The sequence below is a fragment of the Phenylobacterium sp. genome (assembly GCF_030697305.1).
GTDB lineage: Bacteria > Pseudomonadota > Alphaproteobacteria > Caulobacterales > Caulobacteraceae > Phenylobacterium.
On sequence record NZ_JAUYQL010000062.1, the window covers coordinates 1 to 11,828 of the forward strand.

An 11,828-nucleotide genomic window follows, 5' to 3' on the forward strand; every position below is an offset into this window, starting at 1 on the left:
ACGGTCTCGCCGACCGCTTCGCCCAGGGTCGCCGCCATCCGTTCGGCGGCGGCGCGCGCGGCGAGGCGGCGCGGCTCCAGCATGATGATCCTGCCGCCGGCCAGCCAGGGCGCATCCAACAGAGCCAGGGGCGCGACGGTCGTCTTCCCCGCGCCCGGCGGGGCGACCAGCACGGCGGCTGGCGCACCCGCCAGCGCGAGCTTCAACGCATCAAGGACGTCATGGATCGGCAGCATCGGTCCCGCGGGTCTATCGCGCCCGCGGACGCGAAGTCACTCCGCCGCGGCGATCTGGCGTTCGTGATAGCGCGAATGCCAGTAGGCGTAGCCGAAGTAGACCACCAGGCCGATCGCCATCCACACCGCCAGGCGCACGAACGTCGCCGACGGAAGCTGCGAGATCAGGTAGAGACAGGCGACCACCCCGGCGGGCGCGGTGATGAACCACAGCGGCGTCTTGAACCGGCGCGGCAGCTCCGGATGGCGAATGCGCAGGAAGACCACGCCGGCGCAGATCACCGCGAACGCGGCCAGCGTGCCGGCGGAGACGAGCTCGCCCAGGATGCCGATCGGGAACAGGCCCGCGACCAGCCCGGCCAGCATGCCCGTCAAGGCCGTGCCGACCCACGGCGTACGCCGCTTTGGATGGACGGTGGAGAAGATCTTCGGCAGCAGGCCGTCGCGGGACATGGCGTAGAAGATCCGCGACTGGCCGTAGAGCAGCGCCAGGATGGTCGAGGCCAGGCCGATGGTCGCCCCGATCGTCACGACCGGCTTCAACCATGCGAGCTGAGGCCCGACGTGGTCGACGGCGACATAGACCGGAGCCGCGACGTTGAGCATCTGGTAGGGCGCGAGCCCGGTGATCACCAGGCTCATCAGGATGTACAGCACCGTGCAGATGGCCAGCGAAGCGAGGATGCCGATCGGCAGATTTAACTGCGGGTTCTTCGCTTCCTGCCCGGCCGTCGAGACGGTCTCGAACCCAATGTAGGCGAAGAAGATCACCGCCGCAGCGGTGAAGATACCTGACACGCCGTAGGCGCTCTGCCCGGTCTCCGGGTGGGTGATCTGAGCCGGGATCAACGGGCTCCAGTTTGCCGGCGTCACGTACATGAAGCCGAATACGATCACTAGGAGGACCACGCCCACCTTGATCGCCACCACCACGTTGTTGAACGTCGCCGACTCCGTCACGCCCAGGATCAGGATCAGCGAGGTGAAGGCGACCACGGCGACGGCGGGAACATTGAGGATCGCGCCTGTCGCGACGAGCTCGTGGGCGTCGTTGACGGTGAACGGCGCCTGGCTCCACACCATCGGGATCACCACGCCGGCGTCCTTCAGCAATCCGACAAAGTAGCCCGACCAACCGACGGCTACCGTGGAGCCGGCAAGCAGATATTCGATGATCAGGTCCCAGGCGATGATCCAGGCGAAGAACTCGCCGAGGGTCGCGTAGGCGTAGGTGTAGGCCGAGCCGGCCACCGGAATGGTCGAGGCGAGCTCGGCGTAGCAGAGCGCCGCCAGCGCGCAGACAATGCCCGCGACGACGAACGACAGCACGATGGCCGGTCCGGCGTGTACGGCGGCCTCGCGCCCCGAGAGCACGAAGATCCCCGCCCCGATGATCGAGCCGATGCCGAGCATGGTCAGGCTGACCGCGCCGAGGCCGCGTTTGAGCGTGTGCTCTCCATCCTCGGCCGCCTGAGCAAGCAGTACGGCGATAGGCTTCTTGGCGAAGAGTTTCATGGGCCGTCTGTCTCCCCCGACATTTCTGACGCGCGGCGAGGATAGGCATGCGTCGCACCCCGCGGCAACGGCGCGACCGGCTCTCGCCTTTGTTCCGTATGCCGAAGTCTGATCTTAGGCGCCGTCGCTAGCAGTCCAGCCTCGTAATCGGCCTTCACGCGAGGCGGCGCTTGCGGAACGCCCTTCAATCATGAAATTCGGCGGTTACGCATCGCGCTCAGGATGACGTCCATGGAACTGCAGTCCGCCACCCAGACCGCTCGCATCCTCATGGTCGACGACGACCCAGGCATCTGCGACGTGGTTTCCGACTTCCTGGGCCGCCACGGCTACCAGGTCGACACCGCCGCAGACGCCCGCGAAATGGAGGCGGCGCTGGAGCGAGGCTCGGTGGACCTGATCGTGCTCGACGTCATGCTGCCGGGCGAAGACGGGCTGGCGGTCTGTCGAAGGCTGAGCTCGGCGGGCGCGCCGCCGATCATCATGCTGTCGGCCATGGGCGAAGACACCGACCGCATCGTCGGGCTTGAACTGGGCGCCGACGACTATCTGGCCAAGCCCTGCAACCCGCGCGAGCTGTTGGCCAGGGTACGCGCGGTGCTGCGCCGCGCCGAGCAGCGCGCCGAGGCGGGCGGCGTCGGCATGGGCTGCGAGTTCGCCAACTGGCGACTGGACCTCGTGCGTCGCGAGCTGCGCTCTCCCCAGGGAGTAATCGTCAACCTGTCCAGCGGCGAGTTCTCGCTGTTGCGCGCCTTCGTCGAGCGCCCTCAACGCGTGCTCACCCGCGATCAGCTCCTGGACATCGCCCGCGGACCGACATCCGAGGCGTTCGACCGGGCCATCGACGTGCAGATCAGCCGTCTGCGACGCAAACTCGACGACGGCGGCGGCCAGGATCTGATCCGCACCGTGCGCAACGAGGGCTATATGTTCACCGCGCGGGTGAAGCGCACATGACCTCGGCGCGGCGGGGCCCTCCCGCTGCTTCCCTGTTCGTCCAAGTGCTGATGCTGATCGGGCTGACGCTCGCCTCCGCCACCACGATCAGCATGCTGCTGATCATCAACTTGCCGCCGCCGGTGCCGGACTTCTATCGGCTGAGCGAGATCGTGCAGGCGTTCAACGGCGGGCGCTCGACTCCCGGCGATCGCAGGCCGCTGATCCTTGGCGTCAGCGAGGCGGCCCCCAAATTCTGGATGGAGGGCCCTAACGCGGTCATCATCCAGGCGAAGCTCGGCGCCGAGCTTGGCGTCGCGCCCGATCGCATCGTCATTGGCGTCAGCCGCCACAGCCCGTTCGCCGACCGCCGCACCGTGCGGCTTTTGCGCGACCGCATGGCGCGTCAAGGCGTCCCCCGGGAAGAGCATTTCCTGGTCGCGCCCTTCCAAGTGGCGATCAAGCGGCCGGACGGCCGCTGGCGTTTCGTCCGGCCCGAGCCCGGCTTTGGACCCGACGCCTGGCAGCAGCGCATGCTGTTGTGGTTCGCGCTGTCCGGCATAGCCATGGCGCCGGTCGCCTATGTCTTCGCACGCAGGCTGTCGATGCCGATGCGCGTCTTCGCCGAGGCCGCCGAGCGCCTGGGCCGCGATCCGCGCGCGCCGCCCTTGCAACTGCGCGGATCCACCGAGATCAACGTCGCGGTCGGCGCCTTCAACGACATGCAGCAACGGCTGAACCGCTATGTGGCCGACCGCACGGCCATGGTCGGCGCGATCGCCCACGACCTGCGCACCCCGCTGACCCGACTGCGGTTCCGTATTGAGCACGCGCCGGAGGACCAACGCGTCAAAATGGCCGCCGACCTCGACCAGATGGAACAGATGATCTCGGCCGCGCTCACCTTCGTGCGCGACGAAAGCCGGGCCGGCGAACGCACGCCGCTGGAGCTCTCGTCTCTGCTAGAGAGTTTGTGCGACGAGATGGCCGAGACCGGCGCCGACACCCAGATCCTGGCCGAGGAGCGCGTGATCGTGGAGGGCGACCCGCTGGCGCTGCGCCGGCTGTTCGCCAACCTGCTCGACAACGCCGTGAAGTTCGGCGGTCAGGCCCGCGCGCGCATCTTCCGCGACGGCGTGCACGCCGTGGTGGAGATCGAGGACCGCGGCCCCGGCATTCCGCCTGAGGACGTGGAGCGGGTGTTCGAGCCCTTTTATCGCCGCGAGCCCTCGCGCAGTCGCAAGACCGGCGGGATCGGACTTGGACTGGCGGTGGTGCGCTCCATTGCGCGCGGCCACGGGGGCGACGTCTGGCTCAGCAACCGTCCAGGCGGCGGCTTATCGGCCAAGGTCCAGTTGCCGATCTAACTATTTGTTACAACAATAGAATAGTTTCGGACGCCACGCTCTCGTGGCGACTCGACCAGCACCGCGATCGGTCGTTGGCGGGATGGATTTTCTCCCCCAAACGCCTCGCAGACCGTCTGTGCCGGACCGATTGACGCGCTCAAGCGGCGTCATTCTCTCGTCTGTGAACGGCCTTTCGGCGTTTTCCGCGCAACCTCCACCGCGCCTTGCGGGTTTGCTTGACCACAACCCCCATGGGAGACGTCATGCCTACCGACCCGCCATCCGCTGCTGGAAGACCCAGAGCGTCGAACACTGGCCGGCTCGCGAAGGCAGACGCCTCCACAGCTACCTCCCCCCCGCTGCAAGCTAAGGAGCTCCCTATGGACGTCGATCAGAACGCCAAACCCCGTGCGCGTCGAGGCTTCGCGGCGATGAACCCCGAGCGCCGCCGCGAGATCGCCCGCAAGGGCGGTGCAAGCGTGCCTGGCGAGAAACGCAGCTTCGCCAAGGACCGTGATCTCGCCGCCGCCGCCGGGCGTAAGGGCGGCGAAGCTTCACGCGGCGGCGGGCGCACCCGCGGCCGCGACGACATCTGACTTGGTAGGCTGAGAATTCCGCCCCGCCCGGCTCGCGTGAGCACGGGCGGGGCGCCGGACGTCCGTTCAGGACCTGAGCAGCACGATCGCGAATTTCGGCTCGGCGCTCACCCACTGGCGCTCCAGGCGCCATCCCGCCGCAGCAGCGAGCTCCGCCACACCCTCAAGCGTGAACTTGTAGGAGTTCTCGGTGTGGATCGTCTCGCCCTGTGCGAACGCGAAACGCCGTCCACTCACCGTCACCTTTTGGTCTCGCAGGCTGACGAGGTGCATCTCCATGCGGCTTTCCTTGGCGTTCCAGAGCGCGCGATGGGCGAACGCCGACAGGTCGAAGTCACCGCCAAGCTGGCGGTTGATCCGGGTCAGCAGGTTGAGATTAAACGCTGCGGTGACGCCCTGCGCGTCATCGTAGGCTGCCACCAGGTCGGCCGGATCTTTCACAAGGTCGACGCCCACCAGGAACGCCGCGCCTTCGCCCAGCAGGCGCAAGGCGCCGATCAAGAAGGCTGTCGCCTCCTGCGGCGTGAAGTTGCCGATGGTCGAACCCGGGAAAAAGCCGACGCGAGGCCGCCCTTCGGTCTCCGCAGGCAGTTCGAGCGCGGTCGTGAAGTCCTCGGCCAGCGGCGCCACGCGCAACGCCGGATAATCGGTGCGGATCGAGGCGGCCGCCGCATCCAGCGCCGCCACGCTGATGTCGATCGGCGCGTAAACCGCGATCTGCGGCGCCGCATCCAGCACGATCCGCGTCTTCAGACTGGCGCCGCTGCCGAACTCCACGAGGGCTGAGCCAGGCGCTATCTCGCGCGCGATCTGCGGCGCGGCGTCTCGTAGCAAACCGAGCTCGGTGCGCGTCGGATAGTATTCCGGCAACTCGCAGATCGCTTCGAACAGCCGTGAGCCTTCGGCGTCATAGAAATACTTGGGCGGTATCTGCTTCTGCGGCCGCGCAAGCCCGGCGAGAACATCCACCTCGAAATCCGACCGAGTCGGCGTGGTCGCGAGGTCGGCCGCGCCGTCCTTGGCCAGGCGCACGCCTGAGAACATCCAGCGCTGATGCGGGTGGAAGAAGTTGCGATAGCTCGCTCGCGTGTGGCCGTCCGGCGTCACGCACGCCCCGCCGCGCAGCACGAACTGCCCCGACATGAACTTGCCGTTGTATTCACCGACCGCGCCGGCGGGCGGGCGAAATCCCGGGTATGGCGAATAGGCGCTGCGGGTCCATTCCCACAGGTCGCCGAACATCTGTTGCAGGCCGGCGGATCGAGGCGCGGCCATCGGCGTCAGCCTGCCGGCGCCCAGGAAATTGCCGTGCGCGGGAAGGCCCTGGGCGGCGTGCTCCCATTCGGCCTCGGTCGGCAGCCGCGCTCCGGCCCAGGTCGCGTAGGCCTCCGCCTCGTAGAAGCTGACATGCGCGACCGGCGCGTTCAGATCGACGGCGTGCAGGCCATGCAAACCCATCACCTGCCAACCCTGCGGGCCCTCGCGCCAGTAGAGCGGTGCGCGCCACCCCTCAGCGCGGACCTGGTCCCATCCGTCGGACAGCCACAGTTCCGCGCGGGCGTAGCCGCCGTCCTCCATGAACGCCATCCATTCGGCGTTGGTGGTCAGCCGCTCGGCCAGGCGGAAGGGCTCAAGGTAGGTGCGGTGACGCGGGCTCTCATTGTCGAAGGCGAAGCCGTCTCCGGCGTGGCCGATCTCCACCAGACCGCCCTCGAAGGCCGCGAAGCCGAGGGCGAGCGGCGCGCGAAGATCCGGCGACAACGCGCCCGGCGCATACGCGGGCTTCAGCGGCGACCGATCGAACAGATGCAGGATGTCCATGAGGATCAATTCCTGATGCTGTTCCTCGTGCGCAAGACCGAGCTCGAGAAGCTCCGCCGCCGCCGCGTCGTCGGCGGACAGCAAGCGCTCCATGCCGGCGTCCACATGGGCGCGATAGGCCAAGACCTCGTCCAATGACGGACGGGTCAAAAGGCCGCGCTCGGGCCGGGGTTGGCGATCTCCGATCGCCTCGTAATAGGAGTTGAAAAGGTACATGTAGGCGGGGTCGAACGGCGCGTAGCCCGGCAGGTTCGGCGTCAGCAAAAACGTCTCGAAGAACCAGGTGGTGTGCGCCAGGTGCCATTTGGCGGGACTCGCGTCAGGCATCGACTGCGCCAGCTGATCTTCGGCGCTGAGGCCAGCGACCAGCCGCAGGCTGTTTTCCCGAACGCCGCGATAGCGCAGGAGCGGCGTACCGAGTTCGATGTGGTCTGCGCCGAAGCCGGCCGCGTCATCTGATGGCGACATGCTTAGGCTCCCCCCAGGTCGAGCCGGACAAATGGCGCTCCCGCGCGCGTGCTTGGAGACCGGTTCGGCGAACGCCGCAGGTTAGCCAAGGTTCCGAGATTGGCGCCTTTGCGGCGCGCTTCAAGCCGGAACGGATGATCCCAGGCTGCGTTTCGGTTCTAGCCAGCGACCATGGAGCAGCGCTCCGGGCGTGAGGTCAGCGAGGCCTGTATGACTGCGGCGTCGAGTTGGCGCGACGACGTCGTCGAACTGCTCCCAGCGCTCCGGGCGTTCGCATGGTCGCTCAGCCACAACAGTCCCGATGCCGACGATCTCGTTCAAGAAACACTCATAAAAGCATGGTCTAATAGAGATAAATTTGAATCCGGGACCAATCTTCGCGCTTGGCTGTTCACGATCTTGCGCAACACCTACTACTCAAATGTCGTGCGTCGGCGCCGCGAGATTCCGGATGAGGGCGGGGTCTACGCTGGCGCCCTCAAGACAGCGGCCACTCAGGACTGGAGCCTCGCCGTGCGCGCGCTGCAGGCAGCGCTCAGCAAGCTGCCCGATGAGCATCGCGAAGCGCTGATCCTAATCGGAGCAGCGGGGCTGAGCTACGAGGAAGCCGCAGAGGTATGCGGTTGCGCGTTGGGCACGATAAAGAGTCGCGTGAATCGGGCGCGCGCCAAACTATTGAAGATCATGGATGCCGAAGATCCGTCCGACGTCCTGGCGTCGACCAGTCAGTCGGCATCGGGCGGAAACTAGCGGCCTCCGCTGGCGAAATCGGCGCCTGGCTCATCGTTGTCGTCGTCGAGCTGGTCGACCAGCGACAGGAGCCGGCTCGGCAACGGAAGCGACTGCAACGCGTCGAACATGCCACGCAAAGCCGCGTCGACATGGGCCAACCGATCCAGATCAACCGAATTGTGCGCCATCGGCTCGCTCCGAAAGGGAAAACCTGACTTTGAAATACCCGCGTGGGGTTAATGAACAACGCGGCATCTGCGCGCATCCAAGCCAGGTTCGCCCAAAAGTGGAGCAGTCGGTGCGCATAAGTCCGCCAATGTCTAATATGTCGCACCGTGATCGCGCCTGACCCCGACACCCCGCTGCTCGCAGTCCGCGACTTGCGCAAATCCGTCCCGGGCGGCCGCGTGCTGTTCGACGGCCTGGACTTGGACCTGCGCGCAGGGGACTTCGTCGCGGTGACTGGAGAATCCGGCGTCGGCAAGTCCACCCTGCTGAACTTGATCGCTGGCCTCGACCAGGCGGACTGCGGTTCGATCCGGTTGGATGGCGACGAGCTAGGCGGTCTCGACGAGGATCAGGGCGCGCGGCTGCGTCGCGAACGGATCGGCTTCGTCTTCCAGGCCTTCCACGTGTTGCCCCATCTGACGCTGGCGCAGAACGTCGCCCTGCCCCTGATCCTGCAAAGACAAGGTCAGGCCGCATCTCTGCAGCGCGCGCGGGCGATGATGGCGGAGGTCGGGCTCGGCGGCCGCGACGCCGACTATCCCGCGCAACTTTCAGGCGGCGAACTCCAGCGTGTAGCGATCGCCCGCGCTTTGGTGCATCGCCCCGCGCTGATCCTCGCCGATGAGCCGACAGGCAATCTCGACCCGGAAACCGCCGGCAGGATCATGGAACTGCTGACCCGCCAGGTGCGTAGCGCCGGCGCCGCGGCGATCTTGGTGACCCATTCCGCCGCGGCGGCCTCGGCCGCCGATCGAAGCCTGACGTTGACGCGACACGGCCTGACCGGCGCCGATGCGGCCTGAGCGCATCTCCAGCGGGCCGCTTGCGCGATGGTGGATGATGCGTGGCGAATGGCGCGCCTACCCTGCCCGCGCTGTGTTGGCCGGGCTGGCGATCGCCGTGGGCGTGGCCCTGGGCTTCGCCGTCCACCTGATAAACGCCTCGGCCCTCAACGAATTCGCCAGCGCGATCAGCGCCGTGAACGGCGAAGCCGACTTGCAGGTGCGCGCCGCCGGCCCAAATGGCTTTGAGGAGGCGCTCTACCCGCGGCTGGCGCGTACGCCCGGCGTCGCCCACGTGAGCCCGGTCGTCGAGATTGCAGCGCATGCCCACAATGGCGCGTCGGTCCGACTGATCGGTCTCGACGTGCTACGCGCCGCAGCCGTCACACCCGCGCTGCTCGGCCAACGCGCCGGCGCCATGGGGGGCGATCCCTTCGACAGCCAGGGGGTCTTCCTGTCGCCGACCGCGCTCGCCGCCACCGGCGCGCGTCTCGGCGAGCCGCTGGTCCTCGCGGCCGGCGTTCGGCAGGTCGGGTTCGTTGTCCGCGGCGTGCTCGCAGCCGCGCCACAGGGCCAGAGCCTGGCGGTGGCGGATATCGCCCAGGTCCAGTGGCGGTTCGCGCGCCTCGGAACCCTCGACCGCGTCGACCTGCGCATCGACCAGGGCGCCGATCCAAGGGACGTGGCGGCCCGCGTAGCAGGCATGCTCCCGGCGTCGGCCCAGGTGGTCACCCAGCAGGCCCAGGCGCGGCGCAGCGACGCCCTCTCGCGCGCCTACCGCGTCAACCTCGACATGCTGGCGCTGATGGCGCTGATGACCGGCGGCTTTCTGGTCTATTCGGCGCAGTCCCTGGCCGTCTCACGGCGGCGGCCGCAGTTCGCTTTGCTGCGCGTACTCGGCGTCGAGCGTTCGGCTCTGCTCAGGCTCGTGGTCGCTGAGGCCGCGATCGTCGGCACGCTTGGCGCTCTGGCCGGACTGGCGCTGGGCGCTGGGCTGGCGGAGGCCGCCTTGCGGGTGTTCGGCGGTGATCTCGGCGGCGGCTATTTCAGCGGTGAACGGCCAAGACTGGCGCTCACGCCGGGTCCGGCGCTGATCTTCCTGGCGCTCGGCATCGCAGCGGCGTTGCTAGGCGGCCTGCTGCCGGCGCGTGAGGCTGGACGCGCGGCGCCTGCCGTGGCGCTCAAGAACCTCGGTGACGCGGTGGACCCCAACCGGCGCCCTGCTGTCGACCTCGCACTGACGCTGCTCTTGGCGGGCGCTGCGGCGGCCATGGCGCCGGCTGTGCGCGGCTTGCCGGTGTTCGGCTACCTGTCTATCGCGCTGATGTTGGCGGGCGGAGTCGCGGCCACGCCCTGGCTGGCGCGCGGTCTGCTTGGTCCGCTCCAGGGACGCGCCGGTCGGGCACCGGTGATCGACCTGGCGTTGAAGCGGCTGTGGGGCGCCCCTTCGCAAGCCGGCGTCGCGCTCTGCAGCATCGTCGCCAGCACCAGCCTGGTGGTGGCCATGGCGGTGATGGTCGCCAGTTTCCGCGGCTCGGTCGACGAATGGCTGCTGCAGGTGCTGCCCGCCGACATCTACATGCGAGTCGAGGGCGCGAGCTTCGAGCCCGCTGCGCAGGCGCGCATCGCGGCGGTTCCGGGTGTCGCCCACGCCGCCTTCCTCGGACAGACCAGCCTGCGCCTGGCTCCCGATCGGCCAGAGGTCGCGCTGATCGGCCAGACGATCGACCCTCGCGCGCCTGGCCGCACTCTGCCCATGATCGGGGAGTCCCAGGCCGTTCCGAAGGGCGTCACCCCGGTCTGGGTGTCGGAGCCCGCGCAGTGGATCTACGGCTATCGGCCTGGCCAGCAGATCACCTTGCCGATCGGCCACAGGGCCGGCGGCGAGCCGCTGTTCGTGGCCGGCGTCTGGCGCGACTACGCCCGCCAGCACGGCGCGGTCGCCTTGACCTCCGACGACTACACGCGGCTGACCGGTGATGCGGGCCGCACCGGCGCCTCGATCGAACTGGCGCCGGGCGCATCGGCGGACCGGGTGATCGGCGCGCTAAAGGCCCTAGTTCCGGCCGCCGGCCGCGATGGACTCACCATCGCCAGGCCCAGCGTCCTGCGCGCCGCCGCCCTCGCCACCTTCGACCGGAGTTTCGCAGTGACCTACCTGCTCGAGGCGGTGGCGGTGCTGGTTGGCCTGGCCGGCGTCGCCGCCGCGCTCTCGGCCCAGACACTGGCGCGCACCAAGGAGTTCGGGATGCTGCGCCACATCGGCGTGTTGCGTCGCCAGATCATCGGCATGCTGGCCACGGAAGGCGCGCTGCTGGGATTGATCGGGGTGATCGCCGGCGCAAGCCTGGGCCTGGTCATGAGCCAGGTGCTGATCCATGTGGTCAATCCGCAATCCTTCCACTGGACCATGCAGACCCGCGTGCCCTGGGGCCTGCTGGCGGGGTTCGCCGCCGCCCTGATCGCCTGCGCCGCCGCGACGGCCCTGGTCGCCGGCCGGCGCGCCGTGTCGCGCGACGCGGTGCAGGCCGTGCGGGAAGACTGGTGATGCGCCCGCCTCATCGCCGCGCGGCCCTGTCCGGATTGCTCGCCGCTACGTGGCAGGCGCCGGCGCACGCCGCGCCGCCGGTCTACGCCGAGGTAGAACCCGGTGAGGCGATAAGCTTCCCGCGCGACCACGGGGCGCATCCGGAATTCCGCACCGAGTGGTGGTACGTCACCGGCTGGCTGGACGCGAAGCCGCAGCCGATCGGCTTCCAGGTCACCTTCTTCCGCTCGCGCCCGCCCGTCGATCAGGCCAACCCCAGCGCCTTCGCCGCGCGACAGGTGCTGCTGGCGCACGCCGCGCTCTCCGATCCGTCGGTTGGACGCCTGCTGCACGACCAGCGCGTGGCGCGCGAGGGTTTCGGACTGGCGCGGGCCTCCACCCGCGACACTGACATTGTCCTGGACGACTGGAGCCTTCGACGCCGTCCCGATGGACGGTTCGTGGCAAGGATCGTCTCCAACGAATTCGCCTTCGACCTGGTGTTTGAACCCACCCAGCCGGTGCTCCTTCAAGGGCTCGAGGGCTACAGCCGCAAAGGCCCGGCGCCGAAGCAGGCCAGCCGCTACTACACCCTGCCCCAGCTCGCCGTGTCGGGAACGGTGCGACGCGGCCGGCGG

At 68.2% G+C, this 11,828-nt stretch carries 11 protein-coding genes; 7 read left to right on the forward strand and 4 right to left on the reverse strand.

Features of this window, described 5'->3' with window-relative positions:
* Both Q8R27_RS07130 and Q8R27_RS07135 read right to left on the reverse strand, forming a co-directional pair.
* On the reverse strand, positions 1 to 236 hold a 236-nt coding region (locus Q8R27_RS07130; protein WP_305698360.1), incomplete at its 3' end, for a hypothetical protein.
* 36 nt (positions 237 to 272) lie between these two features.
* Positions 273 to 1,751 (reverse strand): amino acid permease, encoded by a 1,479-nt coding sequence (locus tag Q8R27_RS07135; RefSeq protein ID WP_305698361.1) that lies wholly within the window; start codon positions 1,749 to 1,751, stop codon positions 273 to 275.
* A gap of 222 nt (positions 1,752 to 1,973) precedes the next feature.
* On the opposite strand from Q8R27_RS07135, the gene Q8R27_RS07140 reads away from it, so the two are divergent.
* The 3 genes from Q8R27_RS07140 to Q8R27_RS07150 all read left to right on the forward strand — a co-directional run bounded on the left by Q8R27_RS07140 (position 1,974) and on the right by Q8R27_RS07150 (position 4,632).
* The gene (locus Q8R27_RS07140; protein ID WP_371134662.1) at positions 1,974 to 2,708 is read left to right on the forward strand and encodes a response regulator; all 735 of its coding nucleotides are present in this window, start codon (positions 1,974 to 1,976) and stop codon (positions 2,706 to 2,708) included.
* A complete protein-coding gene (locus tag Q8R27_RS07145) occupies positions 2,705 to 4,054 on the forward strand; it encodes a HAMP domain-containing sensor histidine kinase (RefSeq protein ID WP_305698363.1) in 1,350 nt (449 codons plus the stop codon). Before Q8R27_RS07140 ends, Q8R27_RS07145 begins: the two co-directional genes overlap by 4 nt.
* Positions 4,055 to 4,416: 362 nt before the next feature.
* Positions 4,417 to 4,632 carry a general stress protein gene (locus tag Q8R27_RS07150; RefSeq protein ID WP_305595126.1) on the forward strand — a complete coding sequence of 72 codons (216 nt, stop codon included), beginning with the start codon at positions 4,417 to 4,419 and terminating at the stop codon, positions 4,630 to 4,632.
* Positions 4,633 to 4,698: 66 nt separating this feature from the next.
* Here Q8R27_RS07150 and egtB read toward each other — a convergent pair whose 3' ends face one another.
* Positions 4,699 to 6,921, reverse strand: a complete 2,223-nt coding sequence (gene egtB / locus Q8R27_RS07155) for an ergothioneine biosynthesis protein EgtB (RefSeq protein WP_305698364.1) — start codon at positions 6,919 to 6,921, stop codon at positions 4,699 to 4,701.
* Between the two features lie 210 nt (positions 6,922 to 7,131).
* Here egtB and Q8R27_RS07160 point away from each other — a divergent pair, with 210 nt between their 5' ends.
* Positions 7,132 to 7,671 (forward strand): sigma-70 family RNA polymerase sigma factor, encoded by a 540-nt coding sequence (locus Q8R27_RS07160; protein ID WP_305698365.1) that lies wholly within the window; start codon positions 7,132 to 7,134, stop codon positions 7,669 to 7,671.
* Here the strand turns inward: Q8R27_RS07160 and Q8R27_RS07165 are convergent.
* A complete protein-coding gene (locus Q8R27_RS07165; RefSeq protein WP_305698366.1) occupies positions 7,668 to 7,841 on the reverse strand; it encodes a NepR family anti-sigma factor in 174 nt (57 codons plus the stop codon). The genes Q8R27_RS07160 and Q8R27_RS07165 overlap by 4 nt on opposite strands.
* 147 nt (positions 7,842 to 7,988) lie before the next feature.
* Between Q8R27_RS07165 and Q8R27_RS07170 the strand changes: the two genes are divergently transcribed.
* From Q8R27_RS07170 to Q8R27_RS07180, 3 genes are all read left to right on the forward strand, one after another.
* Positions 7,989 to 8,684, forward strand: coding sequence for an ABC transporter ATP-binding protein (locus Q8R27_RS07170; protein ID WP_305698367.1), 696 nt, complete (start codon positions 7,989 to 7,991; stop codon positions 8,682 to 8,684).
* Positions 8,674 to 11,211: an FtsX-like permease family protein gene (locus Q8R27_RS07175; protein ID WP_305698368.1), complete on the forward strand. Its 2,538-nt coding sequence runs from the start codon at positions 8,674 to 8,676 to the stop codon at positions 11,209 to 11,211. The genes Q8R27_RS07170 and Q8R27_RS07175 overlap by 11 nt, the downstream gene beginning before the upstream one ends.
* Positions 11,211 to 11,828 (forward strand): carotenoid 1,2-hydratase (locus tag Q8R27_RS07180; protein ID WP_305698369.1); only part of this gene is annotated, 618 nt, incomplete at its 3' end. The genes Q8R27_RS07175 and Q8R27_RS07180, both read left to right, overlap by 1 nt.